Here is a 17,917-nt window from a genome sequence, read left to right as displayed (position 1 = left end):
GTCCACATTATGGCCCGCGACCACGACTCAATGCCACAGTCCTACGAATACGATGTTCTGATCATCGGCAGCGGCGCTGCCGGCCTTACCGTTGCGCTGAATCTTCCGGAGCACTTGCGGGTTTGCGTCATCAGCAAAGCCGATATCAGCTCTGGCGCCACCCTCTGGGCCCAGGGAGGCATCGCTGCGGTTCTGGACGATACCGATTCCGTGGAGAATCACATACAGGACACCCTCAACGCGGGCGGCGGTCTGTGCCACGAGGATGCGGTCCGCTTTACCGTGGAACACAGCAAGGAAAGCATCAAGTGGCTGATCGACTCCGGCGTGAAGTTCACCAGGCAGGACGATGGCGAGGACTACCACCTCACCCGCGAAGGCGGCCATAGCCATCGCCGGATTATCCACGCCGCCGATGCCACCGGCCACGCGGTTTCCACCACCCTGGCGAGCCAGGCCCAGGCCAGGCCGAATATTCACCTGAAAGCCGGCCGGGTGGCTGTGGACCTGATTACCAACCGCAAGCTTGCGCTTCCCGGCAACCGCTGCGTCGGCGCCTACATCCTGAATCTCGAAGACAATCATGTGGAACTGTTTCGAGCCAGGTTCACCGTCATCGCCACCGGCGGCGCCTCCAAGGCGTATCGCTACACGACCAATCCGGACGGCGCTTCCGGAGATGGAATTGCCATGGCCTGGCGAGCCGGTTGCCGTGTTGCCAACATGGAGTTCAATCAGTTCCACCCCACCTGCCTGTACCACCCGCACGCCAAGTCCTTCCTGATTACCGAGGCGGTTCGGGGCGAAGGTGGCGTGCTCCGGCTGCCGGACGGCAGTCGGTTCATGGACCGGTTTGATGAACGGGCGGAACTGGCTCCCCGGGACATTGTTGCCAGGGCCATTGACCATGAGATGAAGCGCCTGGGCGCAGACCACCTGTTCCTGGATATCAGCCATAAGCCGGCCGACTTCATCAAACAGCACTTCCCGACCATTTACGAAAAGTGCCTGAGCTTCGGGATCGACATTACCCGCGAACCGATTCCCGTGGTGCCTGCTGCCCATTATACCTGCGGCGGAATTGTCAGTGATGAACGGGCGCGTACCGACATCAACCAACTCTATGTCGTTGGCGAAGCCGCCTTCACCGGCCTGCACGGCGCCAACCGCATGGCCAGCAACTCGTTGCTGGAATGTCTGGTCTATGGCCGGGCCGCGGCTCAGGACATCACCCGCAGGGAGGCTGACATTCCACCACCACCGTCAGCCCCGGACTGGGACGAAAGCCAGGTGCGGGACTCCGACGAAGACGTCATCATCTCCCATAACTGGGACGAACTTCGGCACTTTATGTGGGACTATGTCGGCATCGTCCGAACCACCAAACGCCTGCAGCGGGCGAAACACCGGGTTGACCTGCTGTCCCGTGAAATCGGCGAGTTTTACAGTAACTACCGGGTCTCCAATGACCTGATCGAACTGCGCAACCTGGTCACAGTCTCCGACCTCATCATCTGCTCGGCACTGCAACGCAAGGAAAGCCGTGGCCTGCATTACACACTGGATTATCCGGGCCTGCTGAATGACGCCCAGGATACCGTGCTGGTGCCGACGACTTACCGCACCCTGTCTCCCTGAGACCGGGCCTTACTCCGTTTCCAAAGGCAGAATCCGTTATGTCCGAAACCAATACTTCTCAGGATCACACCGAATTTCATCGCCTGTGGTGGCACAGCCGCCGCGGCATGCTGGAACTGGACGTTCTGCTGCTCCCGTTCCTTGAAGAGGTATACCGGGATCTTTCAGCGGAAGACCAGGCCCGTTACCGCAAGCTGTTAAGTTGCGAGGATACGGACATGTTCGAGTGGTTCATGCAGCGCAGCAAGCCGGAGGACCCGGATCTTCGTCACATCGTTGACATGATCCTGAACCGTGTCCAACCCGATTGAACTGAACCTGTCGCCCTCCAGGGCCGCGGGTATTTGCGCCAGCCTGCCCTGGCTGGCGCTGTCTGCTGTACTACTGGCAATCGGCCTGTCCATCACCCCGCTGGCACTGGTGTTGTTACCGGCTTCCCTGCTTCTGGGCTGGCAGGACTTCCGGCGTTGTGGCCGGCTCCGTGGAGCCAATGCCATTATCAGCCTGACCACTGACGACCGGCATCTTCGATGCCAGCTGGCCAATGGCCAGGAAGTTACCGCCCGAGTTTGCGGCTGCAGCTCGCTCGGTGCATTCTTTCTGATCTTGAAAGTAGAGTCCGTTGTCACCAGATCAGACACCATGACCGCGATCCTGCTCAGTCCATCCCGGCTATGTCGTGGCAATGTTTCCGAACAGGCATTCCGTCGGCTGCGCATGTGGCTCCTTGCAGGGCCAGCAGCTATTTCACGGTGAACCCCCGATTCCATCCGGAGTTTTCGATGACCAACGCCAATACCGAAACGCCAGCCAATCCCACTTACGAGGGTTGGGCTCATCTGACCGACCGGGTTCTGGCCAGAATCAGCGGGCCGGGTACCGACAAGTTTGTCCAGGGCCAGTTCAGCCAGAGTGTGGACGAAGTCACTGCCGGACAGTCGCTCAGGGCAGCAGCCTGCACCCCGAAGGGCAGGGCCTACTGCATTACCCGACTGGTCCGGGATGGCGAAGACTTGCTGCTCAGCCTCGAGCGGGAGACCGCAGAAGACACCGTTCAGCACCTGAACAAGTACCTGATGCTGTTCCGGGGCACATCGCTTGCCGTTCTTGACGCAGGCCGGATCACCGGTCTGCTGGGGATCGAGACCGCCCGACAGGTTGCCGGCGCGGCCACAGACGAACTGACCCGCCCCGGTCAGGTGTTAAGTACCGATAACGGGTACCTGATTCGTGTCGAAGATGACAGCAACCACCTCGCTCGCTTCGAACTCTGGCAAACCGATGCCCAGCCTTCGTTGCCGCCCACCTCCGAACTTTCCATGCCGACCTGGCAGGCCTCGGAGATCAGCGCCGGCGTACCCTGGCTGACCGAGGCAACCCGGGAAGCCTATGTTCCCCAGATGCTCAACCTTCAGCATCTGCAAGGCATTCACTTCAAGAAAGGCTGTTACACCGGACAGGAAGTGATTGCGCGGATGCATTTCCTCGGCCAGTTAAAGAAAAGCCTGTTCCGGGTCGCTTTCTCCGGTACTGATGCCGCCCCGGCACCCGGTACCCGCCTGATCGCCGATGGCAGTGCCGTGGGCGAGGTGGTTAACTCAGTACTGACTGGCGAGCAGCAGGGGGAAATGCTGGCGGTGATCCGACATGACGCGGCCAGCAAGCATCTGGGCGTAGACGGTCATGAGGGCCTGCAACTTGAGGTGCGGCCGATACCCTATCCGGTCCCTGAACGAGAGAAAGCCGAACAGCCGGATACATAAGTTGACAGGAAATACCGGAAAAATTTGCTATAAATTAAAACACATACCGGTTTTATCCCCGTACGTGGGATGCCTCCAGACAAGTGGAACCTAACTGACCATGGCCAATATTGTTGAAACCATCAAGTCTGACCTGACGGCTGCCATTGAAAACGACAAGCTGGTACTTCCAACCCTGCCTGAGGTAGCGCTTCAGGTGCGGGAGATTGCCGAGTCCGAAGACTCTGCCATTGCCGATCTGGTGAAGGTCATCAGCAACGATACGGCGCTCTCGGCGCGTATCATCCGGGTGTGCAACAGCCCGCTGTTTCGCGGCAGTCGCGCCATCGAAAACCTGAACATGGCGGTCAGCCGGCTGGGTATGGCTTACACCAGTAATCTGGCCATGGGGCTGGCGATGGAACAGATGTTCCAGGCCACGTCAGACATGATCGACAAGCGCCTGCGTGCCACCTGGCAGACCAGCACCGAAGTGGCGGGCGTGTGCCATGTTCTGGCGCAACATTACACCCGCCTGAAGGCGGATCAGGCAACGCTGGCTGGCCTGGTGCACCTGATCGGTATTCTGCCGATTCTGCGTTATGTGGAGGATCAGGATATCCAGATCAGCAGCATCATGCTGGACAATGTGATTGATGAGCTGCACCCGCGTATTGGCTCTATGATTTTGAAAAAATGGGATTTTCCGAAGGAACTGCAGAATGTGCCTCTGGAATACGCCAACTTCCAGCGTGAGGTGCCGGCAGCAGATTATGCCGATCTGGTGATGGTGGCCAACCTGCAGCTGGTTGCCGGGAGTGATCATCCCTGGAACGAGATGGACTGGACGAAGATTTCTGCGTTCGATCGGCTGGGACTGGATCCGAATATCGATATGAGCGAGGAAGAGGATCTGAATGCGCAGATGGAAGCAGCTATGGCGCTGCTTCAATAGGTTCCGGTTATCTTCGGGAGTCTGCCGACCGCCTTCAGTGCGTCACTGTTTATATTTGGCAATCAACGCAGCTTTGCTTGGCAATGCCCAATCAACGGGGGGCCTGCCCTGCCCCCTCAGCCATTCGTTAGCCTTCGAGAAATGCCGGCAACCAAAGAATCCACGGTAGGCACTGAGCGGTGACGGGTGTGGGCCATCCAGAACCAGGTGGCGGTTCCGGTCAATGTGCTGGCCCTTTTTCTTGGCGTAGCTGCCCCACAACAGGAAGACCACGTTGTCGCGCTCCCGGTTGATGACTTCGATCACCTTGTCGGTAAACCTCTCCCACCCCTTGCCTTGATGGGCGCCGGCATTGCTCTGCTCGACCGTGAGGACACTGTTGAGTAGCAGCACGCCCTGCTCTGCCCAGGGCTGCAGGCAGCCGTGATCCGGTGGCGCAATGCCCAGGTCGGTTTCGATTTCCTTGAAGATATTAACCAGGGACGGTGGTGGCGGAACCTGAGGGCGCACGGAAAAGCACAAACCATGGGCCTGGCCGGGGCCGTGGTAGGGGTCCTGGCCAAGAATCACTACGTTTACGTTCGCCAGCGGTGTGCTGTTGAGGGCATTGAAGCAGTGGGTGCTGGGGGGATACAGAACCTTGCCGGCCTGTTCCTCGGAGGCGAGGAATTCGGCCAGTTGCCGCATGTAGGGCTGGCGGAACTCGTCCACCAGCCACTGGTCCCAGCCGCGGCCGGGCTTCAGTTGTTGAGCCAGTGCCTCGGCAGGGTGCATGGGCTTACTCGCTTTCCGGTTTCTGTTCGGCCTTGTGTTCCGGGCGCATGGCCGGGAACAGGATGACGTCTCGGATGGATGGCGAGTTGGTCAGCAGCATGGCCAGGCGGTCGATGCCGATACCTTCACCAGCGGTCGGCGGCAAACCGTATTCGAGGGCCATGACATAGTCGTCATCGTAGAACATGGCTTCGTCGTCGCCGGCGTCTTTCTCAGCCACCTGGGCCTGGAAGCGTTCGGCCTGGTCTTCGGCATCGTTAAGCTCAGAGAAGCCATTGGCAATCTCCCGACCGCCCACGAAGAACTCAAAGCGCTCGGTCACAAACGGATCGCTGTCTTTGCAGCGGGCCAGAGGCGACACTTCTTTCGGGTACTCGGTGATGAACGTCGGCTGGGCGAGGCGATGCTCGGCGGTGGCTTCGAAAATTTCGATCTGCACCTTGCCCAGGCCCCAGATGTCTTTCACGTGGATACCCAGGTTCTTGGCCACTTCTCGAGCCTGTGCGTCGTCAGCCAGTTGCTCACGGGTGATGTCCGGGTTGTAGCGCAGGATGGCGTCGACCACAGTGAGGCGCTCGAACGGCTTGCCGAAATCGTATTCGATGGTCTCTTCGCTACCGTCTTTCAGTACCCGTGTGTTGATTACAGTGGTGGTACCCAGCACCTTCTGGGTGATGGTACGCAGCATGTCTTCGGTCAGGTCCATCAGGTCGTTGTAATCGGCGTAGGCCTGGTAGAACTCGACCATGGTAAACTCGGGGTTGTGCCGGGTAGACAGGCCTTCGTTGCGGAAGTTTCGGTTGATTTCGAACACACGTTCAAAGCCGCCGACCACCAGGCGCTTGAGGAACAGTTCCGGAGCAATGCGCAGATACATGTCGATGCCCAGAGCGTTGTGATGGGTCACGAACGGACGGGCGGTGGCGCCACCCGGAATAACCTGCAGCATGGGGGTTTCCACCTCCATGAAATCACGCTCGGCGAAGTACTGGCGCATGGCGTTGATGATCTTCGACCGGGCATGGAACACGCGGCGGCTGTCCTCGTTCACCATCAGGTCCACGTACCGGTGCCGATAGCGGGCTTCGGTGTCGGTCAGCCCCTTGTGCTTCTCCGGTAGCGGGCGTAGTGACTTGGTCAGCAGTACGTATTCGTCCATGGTCACATACAGGTCGCCCTTGCCGGATTTCGACAGGGTGCCACGCACGCCCACGATGTCGCCCATATCCCAGTGCTTGGTGTCTTTCTGGACGTCCTTGGAGGCATAGATCTGGATGCGGCCGGTCATGTCCTGGACCACCTTGAACGCCTTGCGGTCGAGCATCATGCGGCCGGCAATGGCCACCTTGATGCCCAGACCTTCCAGCTCTTCCTTGGATTTATCACCGTACTTCGCCTGCAGTTCGGCGGCGGTGGCATCGCGACGGAAGTCATTCGGGAACGGATTGCCCTGCTCGCGCAGCGCAGCCAGTTTGGCGCGGCGCTCGGCAATCAGCTTGTTATCCTCATGCTGTGCGGCGTTCTGGGTCTGTTCAGTCATCTTGGCTCACTAAAGAAGTCGGAATGGTCCGGTTTGGTTTGGATGGCGCCGTCTACAGCGCCATCTTCAGACTGGCTTCAATAAACTTGTCGATGTCACCATCCAACACCGACTGGGTGTTGCTGGTTTCCACCTTGGTGCGCAGGTCTTTGATACGGCTGTCGTCCAGCACGTAGGAACGGATCTGGCTACCCCAGCCGATGTCAGACTTGGAGTCTTCGGCTTTCTGTTTCTCTTCGTTACGCTTCTGCATTTCCAGTTCAAAGAGCTTGGCCTTGAGCTGCTTCATGGCCTGGTCTTTGTTCTGGTGCTGGCTTCGGCCGGCCTGACAGGCCACCACGATGCCCGTGGGGTTGTGGGTCAGTCGCACTGCGGATTCGGTCCGGTTAACGTGCTGACCACCGGCGCCGGAAGCGCGATACACATCGACCCGCAGATCCGCCGGGTTGATCTCGATTTCGAAGCTGTCGTCCACTTCCGGTGATACAAACACGGAAGAGAAAGAGGTATGGCGACGGTTGCCGGAATCAAACGGGGATTTCCTCACCAGGCGGTGTACGCCGGTTTCTGTGCGTAGCCAGCCGTAGGCGTAGTCGCCCTGGATGTGGATGGTGGCACTCTTGATGCCGGCCACTTCACCTTCCTGCAGTTCAACGATTTCGGCCTTGAAGCCACGACGCTCGGCCCAGCGCAGGTACATACGCAACAGCATGTTGCCCCAGTCCTGGGCTTCAGTACCGCCGGAGCCGGCCTGGATATCCAGGTAGGCGTTGTTGGCGTCCATTTCGCCGGAGAACATGCGGCGGAATTCGAGCTTCTCGAGTTCTTTATCAAGGTTTTCGAGATCGGCTTCGATTTCCTGGACGGTGCCTTCGTCGTCCTCTTCCACAGCCATGTCGAGCAGGCTTTCTGCATCGGCCAGGCCGTTGGTGAGGTTGTCGATGGTTTTAACGATCAGTTCAAGGTCTGAGCGCTCTTTGCCCAATGCCTGGGCCCGCTCGGGATCGTCCCAGACGGTGGGTTGTTCGAGTTCGCGTTCGACTTCGGTCAGGCGTTCACTTCGCTGATCGTAGTCAAAGATACCCCCTCAGCGCTTCAGTGCGCTCGCGAAGCTCTTTGATCTTCGTCACTATGGGATTAATTTCCATGAAACCTTGTCTCGCTTTGGAAAATGGTGCGATAAAAACAGAGGGCGGATTCTACCGGAATTTGCGGGTTAAATCAGCAAGCCTAATCAGCCTAAAGGTTCCAGGTAATCCACCAGAAGCTGCAAATTGGTCCGTCCCCGGAACGTATTGGCATCCGGCTTATAAACCACCCGCGCGCCACTCCGGGTAAAGTCCGGCACTTCCGGCCCGGTGTTGAAGGCAATGCCATCAATAATGCCCCCGCCTTCAACCGGCTGCAGCACCAGTTTCAGGTGGTTCTCGCCGACAATTCGCTGGCTCACTACCCGGAATTCGCCATCAAACACCGGCTCCGGGAAATGCTGCCCCCAGGGGCCGGCGCGTTTGAGCAGGTAGGCGGTGTCCAGGTTCAGCTCTTCCGGGGCCAGGGGGCCGTCAGTGGTGATGGCGGCTTCCAGGTCTTCCGGTTTCAGGGTATCGCGCACGGCCTGGTCGAAGGCGTTGCTGAACCGTTCGAGGTCGTCCCGGGCAATGGTCATGCCGGCGGCCATGGCGTGGCCGCCGTATTTTTTCATCAGGCCCGGATTCTTCGCATCGACCACAGCCAGGGCATCTCGAATATGCAGGCCGGGGATGGATCGGGCAGAGCCTTTCAGGTGTTCGCCGTCGTCGTCGGGTGCAAAAGCAATGGTGGGGCGATGGGTCTGTTCGCGGATTCTGGCGGCCAGGATGCCGATCACGCCCTGGTGCCAGTCCTGGTCGAACAGGGCCAGCCCCCAGGGCAGGCCGTCAATATCGAGGGACATGGAGGCCAACAGGTCCTGGGCCTGGGCTTTCATGTCTTTTTCAATGGTGCGGCGTTCGCGGTTGAAGTTGTCCAGTTCCCGGGCCAGACGCAGCGCTTCGTCGCGACTGTCGGCGAGCAGGCAGGCGATGCCGATACTCATGTCGTCCAGCCTGCCGGCAGCGTTCAGGCGTGGGCCAACCACAAAGCCCAGATCGGTGGCGCTGATTTCGGTGTAGTCGCGGCCGGCTACTTCCAGCAGGGCCAGGATGCCCGGTCGGGCTTCGCCTTTGCGGATGCGGCGGATGCCCTGCTCCACAAAGATGCGGTTGTTATGGTCCAGCGGCACCACGTCGGCCACGGTACCCAAGGCCACCAGGTCCAGCAGGCTGCCCAGATTCGGCTCCGGGTCCGGCAGCAGGTTGTTGTCTCGCAGGTACTTACGCAGCGCCGTGAGCACGTAGAACATCACGCCCACTCCGGCCGCATTTTTGCTCAGGAACGGGCAACCGGGTTGATTGGGGTTCACAATGGCATCGGCATCTGGCAGCTCTTCTCCGGCCAGGTGGTGGTCGGTGATAACCACTTTGATGCCCAACTCCCGGGCAGCACGCACGCCTTCGATGGCGGAGATGCCGTTATCGACGGTCACCAGGAGGTCCGGCAAATCCCCCTCTTCCTGCAACCGGTGGATGATGCCGGGTGTCAGGCCGTAGCCATCAGAGAATCGGCTGGGCACCCGGAAATCGATAGCGGCCACGCCGAGCATAGACAAACCCAGCATGGCCACCGAGGTACTGGTGGCGCCATCGGCGTCGAAGTCCCCCAGCACCATCACCCGCTGCTTCTGCACGATGGCCTCTGCCAGCAGTTCAACTGCGCGATCAATACCACGCAGCTGCATGGGCGAAGCCAGGTGTTTCAGGGTGTACTGGAGCTGGTCGTCGGATTGCACACCGCGGGCGGCGTACAGACGGCGAAGGATGGGAGGCAGATTTTGCCCCCAGCCCGTCACATCGGACGGCTGGGGGCGACGCAGGATCTTTTTAGGAGTCATGCCGGATCAGGCGTTCTTCCAATGCTTGGCGATAAAGCCCTGCACCTCGGACACATCGTTATCCAGCACGGTGTAACGCTCTTCCCGCTCGAACAGGTCGGCCATATGGGCCGGCAGTTGCGGCTTGACGCTCAGGCCGGTTTCGGCGATGGCATCCGGGAACTTGGCCGGGTGCGCGGTACCCAGTGTGATCATGGGCACGGCAGAGTCGCGGCGGCAGTTGCGGGCAGCGCGAACGCCAATGGCAGTGTGTGGGTCCAGCAGGTATTCGTTCTGCTCGTAGACGTCACGAATGGTGTCGCAGGTGGTCTTGTCGTCCACCGCATCGCTGTCGAACAGCTTGCGGGCGTGCTTCCAGCGGTAGTCTTCAATGCTGACCGGGCCCTTGGCTGCATTTTCCAGCAAGGTTTTGACCGCCGCTCCGTCACGGCCGTGCAGATCAAACAGCAGGCGTTCGAAGTTGCTGGATACCATGATGTCCATGCTCGGCGACAGGGTATGCTCCAGCTGGTGCTGCTCATACTTGTTGCCGCTCATGAAGCGATGCAGGATATCGTTACGGTTGGTGGCAATCACCAGTTGGCTGATGGGCAGACCCATCTTCTTGGCCAGGTAGCCGGCAAAAATGTCACCAAAGTTGCCTGTGGGCACAGAGAACGCCATGCTGCGGTCCGGACCACCCAGGGCCAGGGATGCCTGGAAGTAGTAGACAATCTGGGCCATGATCCGGGCCCAGTTAATGGAATTCACCGCCGCCAGCTGGGTTTTACCGCCCAGGAAGGACTGGTTGCCGAAGCTCTCCTTCACCATGCGCTGGCAGTCGTCGAAATTGCCTTTGACTGCGATGTTATGGATGTTGTCACCCTGCACCGTGGTCATCTGCCGACGCTGTACTTCCGACACCCGCTGGTGCGGGTGCAGGATAAAGATATCCACATGCTCGCAACGGCGACAGCCTTCGATAGCGGCAGAGCCGGTATCACCGGAGGTGGCCCCCATGATCACAACGTGCTGATTACGCTTCTCGAGAACGTAGTCCAGCAGGCGGCCCAGCAGCTGCAGGGCGAAGTCCTTGAACGCCAGCGTGGGGCCGCGGAACAGTTCCATCACCCACTCGTTGGTGTCCAGCTGCACCAGCGGCGCGACCGCCTGATGACTGAACACGCTGTAGGTTTCATCCAGCATCTTGCGGAAGTCGTCCGCCGGGATGGCATCCTCTACGAACGGATACATCACTTTGTAGGCCAGCTCCGCATAGGGAAGCCCGCGCCAGCTACGAATTTCTTCCAGGCTGAAGTGCGGCAACGATTCCGGCACATAGAGGCCACCATCGGTGGCCAGTCCGGTCAGAAGAACGTCTTCAAAGCCCAGTGCGGGAGCTTCGCCCCGTGTACTGATGTATCTCACGTGCGTACCTGTCAGTTAAAGTTTTCTGCGCGAATACGGACAACCTTGCCATCGATGTCGGCGAGGGATTCCATCTCGTCAATGGCCAGGTTCATCTGGCGCTCCTGAACCGTGTGGGTCAGGATGATGACCGGAATCCGGCCATCCTTGAATTCGGATTCTTTCTGCATGATCGACTCGATGTTGATGCCGTGCTCACTCAGAATCGCAGCAATCTTGGCCAACACACCCGGATGGTCAAAGGCCTGGATTCGCAGGTAGTAAGCCGACTGGACATCTTCCATTGGCAGCACCGGCAGGTCTTCCAGGGCGTCCGGCGTAAATCCGAGGTAGGGAATGCGCTGCTGGCTGTTGCTGGCCACCGCACGGGCGACGTCCACGATGTCTGCGATGACCGCAGATGCTGTAGCCTCATCCCCGGCACCAGGACCGTAATACATGGTCTGGCCAACAGCATCGCCATCCACCAGGACTGCGTTAAGAACGCCATCAACCTGAGCAATCAGATGACTCTGTGGCACCAGCGTCGGATGCACCCGCAGTTCAATACCATCTTCACGACGACGGGCGATGCCCAGGTGCTTCACCCGGTACCCCAGCAACTCTGCGTGGGAAATATCATATGGAGTAATACCGGAAATGCCCTCGGTAAAACCTTTCTCAAACTGAAGGGGAACGCCGAACCCGGACGCCGCCAGGATGGTCAGTTTGTGAGCGGCATCAATACCTTCCACATCGAACGTCGGGTCCGCTTCCGCGTAGCCCAGCGCCTGCGCTTCTTTGAGGACTTCACCAAATTCCCGGCCCGCGCGCATTTCGGTGAGAATGTAATTGCCGGTGCCATTGATAATGCCGGCAATGGTGTCAATGCGGTTGGCGGCCAGGCCCTCACGCACAGACTTGATTACCGGAATGCCGCCGGCAACGCCGGCTTCGTAGGCAACCACAACGCCGGCCTTCTCCGCTGCGTCAAAAATCTCATTACCGTGCACGGCAATCAGGGCCTTGTTGGCAGTCACCACATGCTTGCCGTTGGCAATGGCCGCCAGCACCAGCTCTTTGGCCGCATCGTAGCCACCAATCAGCTCCACCACGATATCAATCGAAGGATCGTTCACCACGTCATAAATGTCGGTACTGAACGGGACATTGCCCAGATCAAGGTCATCGCGGCTATGGCGGCTCGCCACCCGGGCAATCCGGATGTTGCAGCCGGCACGACCCGCAATAATCTCGGCGTTGCGAGTCAGGACATTGAATGTACCGCCGCCTACGGTTCCCAGTCCGCAAATTCCGACATTGACGTCTTTCAAGCTCTCACCTCTGATCCCGATGGGGGTGCTGATGGATTGCAATAAGGGGGCATAGTATACCGATTCAGGGCCGGCTGAATAAGCCCTGAATCGGTCACGCTTTCAACAAAGATGACGACTGGCGACGAACACCGACAGGTTCACAGAATACCGAGACCCTCGGCCAGATTTCGGGCCGGCACATAACCCCGAACCATATTGCCGTCTTCCAGCAAAATAGCCGGCGTGCCGGTCACCCCAACCTGACCGCCGAGACGATACTGCTCTGCCACCGGGTTCTCACAACTCTTCTGCTCTACCGAACGCCCGGCCTTGGCGGCATCCATAGCGGCCTGCTGATCGTCAGCGCACCAGACCGAGATATATTTATTGAAGGAGGCCGTACCTGGCCCGGAACGGGGAAACGCGTAGTAATTGACGGTAATACCGTACTCATTCAACTGGGGCACTTCATCGTGCAACTTCCGGCAATAGGGGCAATCGATATCGGTAAACACATTAACGACCGCCTTCTCTTTACCCTTGGCCGGATACGAAATCACGCCCTTGCCACCATAATCCGCCATCAGGTCCTTACGGGAACCCGCACGGGATTCTTCAGTAACGTTGGCAATGCCGTTTTCGGTGATTTTCAGCAGATCGCCCGTCAGCAGATAGGTGCCGTCTTCCGTGGTGTAGATGGTGTCGCCGTTGTTGCTCTGAACTTCGTACAACCCTTTTGCCTCAGATTCGCGAACAGAGTTTACCTTGAGACCGGGAACCGCCTCGGTCAGCCGCTGGGCAATGCGGTCTTCGGCTTCGCCTGCCTGGGAGGCTGGCGCCCCGACCAGGGTCAGCGCCAGTCCAACGGACACTGCTACTGATTTGATGTTCATGAGCTTGAAACTACCTCTGTCGGTTTGTGTGGTGTCTGCGACACCGGAAAATCGGATTAGTTCAGCCTCCGGAGCGGCCGCAGTCAACCCCTGGGGTGATGGGCCTGATGAAGATCCTGCAATCTTTGCCGCGCAACATGGGTGTAGATCTGGGTGGTCGACAGATCTGAATGCCCCAACAGCATCTGCACCACCCGAAGATCCGCCCCGTGATTGAGCAAATGGGTGGCAAATGCATGCCTGAGCGTATGAGGAGAAAGGTGCTTGGTGATTCCGCAGCGAATCGCATAATGCCGGATTCGATACCAGAAGGCCTGCCGGGTCATGGCGGTGCCACGATTACCCGGAAACAGGGCATCACTGGTTTTGCCTCGCAGCAGCTCGCCCCGGGCCTGCCGCATATACTGCAATAACCAGTCCACAGCTTCCTCACCCAGCGGCACCAAACGCTCCTTGCCGCCCTTGCCCTGAATGCGAACCACGCCCTGCCTCAGGTTGACCTGGTCCACCGTCAGCCCCGTCAACTCCGAAACCCGAAGTCCGCAGCCATAGAGAATCTCCAGCATGGCCCGATCCCGCAATTCTACTGGCTGCTCCGGGTCCGGCTCAGTCAGCAGCGACTCCACGTCGGCCTCGGTCAGGGTATCCGGCAAGCGCCGGGGCAACCTAGGGCTGTCAATCCGCAACGTTGGGTCTTCGGCAATAATGCCTTCACGCAACAGAAAACGATAAAAGCGCCTTACGCCAGACAGACGGCGGGCCGCCGTGCTGGTTTTCAGGCCGTCGGACAAGCCCCGGGACATCCAGGCCAAAAGGTCTGTGCGTCGTGCGCTGCGCAGGGTTGGCGCCCCAGCTTGCTGCTCCAGCCACCCGGACAAACGGTACAGATCACTGGCATAGGCCTGCCGGGTTTTCTCGCCAAGGCCATCCTCAAGCCAGACCGCATCACTGAAACGCTCTATCAACTGCTCATCTTCTGGCCTTGGCACAGCACCCTCTTCGATTCCGGAGTCATCGCAGGCATTAAACCATAAAAAAAGCAGCCCCTTGAGGCTGCTTTTTTGGTACTGAACAGACGAATCTGAATCAGTTAAGCTTTTCCTTGATACGAGCTGCCTTACCAGACAGGTCGCGCAGGTAGTAAAGCTTGGCCTGACGCACGTCACCACGACGCTTCACACTGACGCTGTCGATCAGCTTGGAGTAGGTCTGGAAAGTACGCTCAACGCCCACGCCGTAAGAGATCTTACGAACGGTGAAGGAAGAGTTCATGCCACGGTTACGCTTGCCGATAACCACGCCTTCAAACGCCTGCAGACGCTCACGGTTACCTTCAGTTACGCGAACCTGTACAACCACGGTATCGCCCGGCGCGAACGCGGGGATTTCCTTGGTCATCTGTTCTGCTTCAAGTTGACTGATGATGTTGTTCTTGCCGCTCATCGTAATGCTCCTGATACCCAATCTTTCAATGCCCTGATGACTCAGAGGCACCCGGTTCGTTCAAAATTTCTTCCAGCAACTGACGCTCTTCTTCCGTAAGTTCCCGCTTTTCCAGCAGGTCGGGGCGCCGCTCACTGGTTCGCCTCAACGATTCTTTCAATCGCCAACGCCGGATCTGTTCATGGTGACCGCCCAACAGAACTTCCGGCACCGCCTGACCTTCGTAAACCTCGGGCCGGGTGTAGTGCGGACAATCCAGCAATCCGTCGGCAAAGGAATCCTGCTCTGCCGACTGCGCATGACCCAGCGCTCCGGGGATGAGGCGTGTTACCGCATCAATTACAGCCATCGCTGCCAGCTCGCCACCCGAGAGAACGAAATCCCCAAGGGATACCTCCCGGTCGACCTCTGCCGCAATCAGGCGCTCATCCACACCTTCATAACGACCGGCAACGAGAATCAGCTGCTGCTCGGCGGCGAGTGACTCCACCACCGACTGATCCAGCCTTTCACCCTGCGGCGAAAGATAGACCACACAGGCCTTGCCGGGTGCCGATGCCCTGGCCGCCTGGATTGCGTCCCGCAGAGGCTGAATTTTCATCAGCATCCCCGGGCCACCACCATAAGGCCGGTCATCCACCGTGCGATGACGATCGTGGGTGTAATCCCGAGGATTCCAGCTCTGAAAGGTCAACAGACCTTCACGCAATGCCCTCCCGGTAATCCCGTAATCCGTCACCGCAGAAAACATATCCGGGAACAGACTGACTGCGCCAATCCACACCCGTCAGAACTCCGGATCCCAGTCAACCACCATGCGAGAGCCTTTGAGATCCACCTGCTGAACCACTTGATCCGGCAGATAGGGAATCAGACGCTCGCGCTGGTCAATAGAGCCCGCCGTAGCGTGCACCACCAGGACATCATTGGAGCCTGTCTCCAGAAGGTGATGCACCTTACCCAGGCACTCACCTTCTACCGTGAAGACATCCAGACCTTCCAGCTGATGCCAGTAGAACTCCCCTTCGGGCAGTTCCGGCAGTTGCTCGGTGGGAACCCGGATCTCCGCTCCGCAATATGTGCGGGCTACTTCACGATCATCAATACCTTTAAGCCTGACGACGATCCCCTGCCCCTGGCGGCGACCTTCCTCAAGCCTGATCGGAATACGCTTGCCGTCCAGGAGCAGAGTCCAGTCACGGTAGTTCAGTATTCCGTCTTTCGGGTCTGTGTAAGAGAAGACCTTAAGCCAACCCTTTACCCCGAACACCGAGGTGATCCGGCCGATCACAGTTTCCTGCGAATTCTGCGTCATGCCTTTACAACCCCGGTACCAACAATGCTATTACTGAGCAGCCTTCAGCAGCTGAGCAACACGCTCACTGGCCTGTGCACCCTGGCCCAGCCAGAAATCAACGCGCTCACGATTAACACGCAGACGCTCTTCCTGACCACGGGCAATCGGGTTGAAGAAACCAACACGCTCAATGAAACGGCCGTCACGGGAGTTACGGCTGTCAGTGACTGTCAGATGGTAGAACGGGCGCTTCTTGGAGCCGCCACGAGCCAAACGGATTGTTACCATTTCGACCAATATCCTGTTCTGTTGTACGAACTTTGTACGATTCCCGACACACCGTTTCACGGCTGACGGGAAGACCCATACTCGAAAGGGGCGCTATTCTATGCGAAAAAAGCGCCAATGAAAACAGGGAAACCACCGGTTTCCCCATTTTATATGTAAGGCTTTTTACATACGGCCAAATGGAGGCATGCCACCACCGCCGCCGGGCGGCATCATACCACCCATACCGCGCATCAGGTTAGCCACCCCGCCCTTCTTGCCAAACTTTTTCATCATCTTCTGCATCTGCTTGTGCTGCTTGAGCAGACGGTTCACGTCCTGGATCTGGGTGCCGGAACCGGCGGCAATCCGACGCTTGCGAGAGTTATTGATAACGTCCGGATAGCGGCGCTCTTTTGGCGTCATGGAGCAGATAATGGCTTCCATCTGACCAACCGACTTGTCGTTAACCTGAGCCTGCGCCATCTGGGCCATCTGCCCCATGCCCGGCAACTTGTCCAACAGCCCGCCGATACCGCCCATATTCTTCATTTGCTGGAGCTGGTCGCGAAAGTCTTCCAGATCAAAACCTTTACCTTTCTTGATCTTCTTGGTGAGCTTCTCGGCTTTCTTCCGGTCCAGCTTGCGCTCAGCTTCCTCAATCAGGGAGAGCACATCCCCCATGCCAAGGATGCGGGAGGCAACACGATCAGGATAGAAAGGCTCCAGAGCGTCTGACTTTTCACCAATACCCAGGAACTTGATGGGCTTGCCGGTGATGTGACGCACGGACAACGCCGCACCGCCACGGGCATCGCCGTCGGTCTTGGTCAGCACCACGCCGGTCAGCGGTAACGCGTCGTTAAATGCCTTGGCGGTATTGGCCGCGTCCTGGCCAGTCATGGCATCAACCACAAACAGGGTTTCAACCGGATTCACCGCCTTATGCAGGCGACCGATTTCACCCATCATCTGCTCATCCACGTGCAGACGACCCGCGGTATCCAGGATAACCACATCAATGTGCTTGCGGCGGGCAGCCTCGATGGCACCATTGGCAATATCCACCGGATCCTGCTCGGTGGTGCTGGGGAAGAATTCAACGCCCACTTCACCGGCAAGCGTTTCCAGCTGACGGATGGCCGCCGGCCGATAAATATCGGCACTGACCACCAGCACGGACTTTTTCTCACGCTCTTTCAGGAAACGGGACAGCTTGGCCACCGTGGTGGTTTTACCCGCACCCTGGAGGCCCGCCATCATAATGACCGCGGGCGGACGCGTGGCGAGGTTCAGGGATTCATTGCCCTCCCCCATGACCCGTTCCAACTCCTGCTGGACAACCTTAACGAAGACCTGGCCCGGGGTCAGGCTCCGCTGAACTTCCTGGCCGATCGCACGCTCACGAACCCCTTCAATAAAGGCCTTGACCACCGGCAGGGCGACATCAGCCTCCAGCAGGGCCATCCTCACTTCACGGAGCGTGTCCTTGATATTGTCGTCAGTCAGGCGCGCCTGGCCCGAGATCTTGCGCAAGCTACCGGATAGCCGGTCCTGGAGATTCTCAAACATGTTGCTCTTCCGTACCCCGGAGAATTTGTTCACACAGATCAAGAAGCCAGGTCGGCCTGCTTGATTCCTGTTGCATAATCACGACATTATACCCAGACTACGGAGCCTCTGAACAACTCCGCGCCG

18 protein-coding genes are annotated in these 17,917 nt (G+C 58.5%); 5 read left to right on the top strand and 13 right to left on the bottom strand.

What is annotated here, in order from left to right:
* The first annotated feature begins 30 nt into the window (after window positions 1-30).
* The 5 genes from nadB to C7436_RS15895 all read left to right on the top strand — a co-directional run bounded on the left by nadB (window position 31) and on the right by C7436_RS15895 (window position 4,335).
* The gene (nadB, locus tag C7436_RS15915) at window positions 31-1,638 is read left to right on the top strand and encodes an L-aspartate oxidase (protein WP_211329881.1); all 1,608 of its coding nucleotides are present in this window, start codon (window positions 31-33) and stop codon (window positions 1,636-1,638) included.
* A gap of 38 nt (window positions 1,639-1,676) precedes the next feature.
* Window positions 1,677-1,949, top strand: coding sequence for an FAD assembly factor SdhE (locus C7436_RS15910; protein ID WP_011785730.1), 273 nt, complete (start codon window positions 1,677-1,679; stop codon window positions 1,947-1,949).
* The gene (locus C7436_RS15905; protein WP_121208426.1) at window positions 1,933-2,394 is read left to right on the top strand and encodes a hypothetical protein; all 462 of its coding nucleotides are present in this window, start codon (window positions 1,933-1,935) and stop codon (window positions 2,392-2,394) included. The genes C7436_RS15910 and C7436_RS15905 overlap by 17 nt, the downstream gene beginning before the upstream one ends.
* A 26-nt stretch (window positions 2,395-2,420) precedes the next feature.
* Complete coding sequence (gene ygfZ, locus C7436_RS15900) at window positions 2,421-3,401, top strand: CAF17-like 4Fe-4S cluster assembly/insertion protein YgfZ (RefSeq protein WP_023008841.1); 981 nt, start codon at window positions 2,421-2,423, stop codon at window positions 3,399-3,401.
* Window positions 3,402-3,501: 100 nt separating this feature from the next.
* Window positions 3,502-4,335: an HDOD domain-containing protein gene (locus C7436_RS15895; RefSeq protein WP_011785733.1), complete on the top strand. Its 834-nt coding sequence runs from the start codon at window positions 3,502-3,504 to the stop codon at window positions 4,333-4,335.
* 42 nt (window positions 4,336-4,377) lie between these two features.
* Here the strand turns inward: C7436_RS15895 and ung are convergent, their stop codons facing one another.
* From ung to ffh, 13 genes are all read right to left on the bottom strand, one after another.
* The gene (gene ung, locus C7436_RS15890) at window positions 4,378-5,109 is read right to left on the bottom strand and encodes a uracil-DNA glycosylase (RefSeq protein WP_121208425.1); all 732 of its coding nucleotides are present in this window, start codon (window positions 5,107-5,109) and stop codon (window positions 4,378-4,380) included.
* 4 nt (window positions 5,110-5,113) lie between these two features.
* Window positions 5,114-6,649, bottom strand: coding sequence for a lysine--tRNA ligase (gene lysS, locus C7436_RS15885; protein WP_121208424.1), 1,536 nt, complete (start codon window positions 6,647-6,649; stop codon window positions 5,114-5,116).
* A gap of 52 nt (window positions 6,650-6,701) precedes the next feature.
* Window positions 6,702-7,797 (bottom strand): peptide chain release factor 2 gene (gene prfB, locus C7436_RS15880; RefSeq protein WP_113879872.1). Its coding sequence is split into 2 segments (ribosomal slippage): window positions 6,702-7,724 and window positions 7,726-7,797, totalling 1,095 coding nucleotides; the frame shifts between segments, so codons are not numbered across the junction.
* A gap of 86 nt (window positions 7,798-7,883) precedes the next feature.
* The gene (gene recJ, locus C7436_RS15875; protein ID WP_121208423.1) at window positions 7,884-9,617 is read right to left on the bottom strand and encodes a single-stranded-DNA-specific exonuclease RecJ; all 1,734 of its coding nucleotides are present in this window, start codon (window positions 9,615-9,617) and stop codon (window positions 7,884-7,886) included.
* Between the two features lie 6 nt (window positions 9,618-9,623).
* Entirely contained in the window at window positions 9,624-11,024 is a 1,401-nt protein-coding gene (gene thrC, locus C7436_RS15870; RefSeq protein ID WP_121208422.1) for a threonine synthase, read from the bottom strand.
* A gap of 11 nt (window positions 11,025-11,035) precedes the next feature.
* Complete coding sequence (locus C7436_RS15865) at window positions 11,036-12,337, bottom strand: homoserine dehydrogenase (RefSeq protein WP_014420744.1); 1,302 nt, start codon at window positions 12,335-12,337, stop codon at window positions 11,036-11,038.
* Window positions 12,338-12,477: 140 nt separating this feature from the next.
* Window positions 12,478-13,212: a DsbC family protein gene (locus C7436_RS15860; protein WP_121208421.1), complete on the bottom strand. Its 735-nt coding sequence runs from the start codon at window positions 13,210-13,212 to the stop codon at window positions 12,478-12,480.
* 83 nt (window positions 13,213-13,295) lie between these two features.
* Window positions 13,296-14,201 (bottom strand): site-specific tyrosine recombinase XerD, encoded by a 906-nt coding sequence (gene xerD / locus C7436_RS15855; RefSeq protein ID WP_121208420.1) that lies wholly within the window; start codon window positions 14,199-14,201, stop codon window positions 13,296-13,298.
* Between the two features lie 97 nt (window positions 14,202-14,298).
* Window positions 14,299-14,655 (bottom strand): 50S ribosomal protein L19, encoded by a 357-nt coding sequence (gene rplS / locus C7436_RS15850; RefSeq protein WP_011785742.1) that lies wholly within the window; start codon window positions 14,653-14,655, stop codon window positions 14,299-14,301.
* A 25-nt stretch (window positions 14,656-14,680) separates the two neighbouring features.
* Window positions 14,681-15,439, bottom strand: a complete 759-nt coding sequence (trmD, locus tag C7436_RS15845; RefSeq protein ID WP_121208419.1) for a tRNA (guanosine(37)-N1)-methyltransferase TrmD — start codon at window positions 15,437-15,439, stop codon at window positions 14,681-14,683.
* Between the two features lie 3 nt (window positions 15,440-15,442).
* Window positions 15,443-15,970, bottom strand: coding sequence for a ribosome maturation factor RimM (rimM, locus tag C7436_RS15840; RefSeq protein WP_011785744.1), 528 nt, complete (start codon window positions 15,968-15,970; stop codon window positions 15,443-15,445).
* 30 nt (window positions 15,971-16,000) lie between these two features.
* The gene (rpsP, locus tag C7436_RS15835; RefSeq protein WP_011785745.1) at window positions 16,001-16,240 is read right to left on the bottom strand and encodes a 30S ribosomal protein S16; all 240 of its coding nucleotides are present in this window, start codon (window positions 16,238-16,240) and stop codon (window positions 16,001-16,003) included.
* A gap of 165 nt (window positions 16,241-16,405) precedes the next feature.
* Window positions 16,406-17,791, bottom strand: a complete 1,386-nt coding sequence (ffh, locus tag C7436_RS15830; protein WP_014420740.1) for a signal recognition particle protein — start codon at window positions 17,789-17,791, stop codon at window positions 16,406-16,408.
* Between the last annotated feature and the right edge of the window lie 126 nt (window positions 17,792-17,917).

This window comes from Marinobacter nauticus (assembly GCF_003634635.1).
GTDB lineage: Bacteria > Pseudomonadota > Gammaproteobacteria > Pseudomonadales > Oleiphilaceae > Marinobacter > Marinobacter nauticus.
The sequence above is the reverse complement of the archived record's forward strand: the minus strand, read 5'-3'. Positions and strand labels throughout refer to the sequence as shown.

What these genes read in the sequence shown, in the direction of transcription:
- nadB (WP_211329881.1), top strand. Translation starts at nt 31, where the DNA reads ATGCCACAGTCCTACGAATACGATGTTCTGATCATCGGCAGCGGCGCT.
- C7436_RS15910 (WP_011785730.1), top strand. Translation starts at nt 1,677, where the DNA reads ATGTCCGAAACCAATACTTCTCAGGATCACACCGAATTTCATCGCCTG.
- ygfZ (WP_023008841.1), top strand. Translation starts at nt 2,421, where the DNA reads ATGACCAACGCCAATACCGAAACGCCAGCCAATCCCACTTACGAGGGT.
- C7436_RS15895 (WP_011785733.1), top strand. Translation starts at nt 3,502, where the DNA reads ATGGCCAATATTGTTGAAACCATCAAGTCTGACCTGACGGCTGCCATT.
- ung (WP_121208425.1), bottom strand. Translation starts at nt 5,109, where the DNA reads ATGCACCCTGCCGAGGCACTGGCTCAACAACTGAAGCCCGGCCGCGGC.
- lysS (WP_121208424.1), bottom strand. Translation starts at nt 6,649, where the DNA reads ATGACTGAACAGACCCAGAACGCCGCACAGCATGAGGATAACAAGCTG.
- recJ (WP_121208423.1), bottom strand. Translation starts at nt 9,617, where the DNA reads ATGACTCCTAAAAAGATCCTGCGTCGCCCCCAGCCGTCCGATGTGACG.
- C7436_RS15860 (WP_121208421.1), bottom strand. Translation starts at nt 13,212, where the DNA reads ATGAACATCAAATCAGTAGCAGTGTCCGTTGGACTGGCGCTGACCCTG.
- rplS (WP_011785742.1), bottom strand. Translation starts at nt 14,655, where the DNA reads ATGAGCGGCAAGAACAACATCATCAGTCAACTTGAAGCAGAACAGATG.
- rimM (WP_011785744.1), bottom strand. Translation starts at nt 15,970, where the DNA reads ATGACGCAGAATTCGCAGGAAACTGTGATCGGCCGGATCACCTCGGTG.
- rpsP (WP_011785745.1), bottom strand. Translation starts at nt 16,240, where the DNA reads ATGGTAACAATCCGTTTGGCTCGTGGCGGCTCCAAGAAGCGCCCGTTC.
- ffh (WP_014420740.1), bottom strand. Translation starts at nt 17,791, where the DNA reads ATGTTTGAGAATCTCCAGGACCGGCTATCCGGTAGCTTGCGCAAGATC.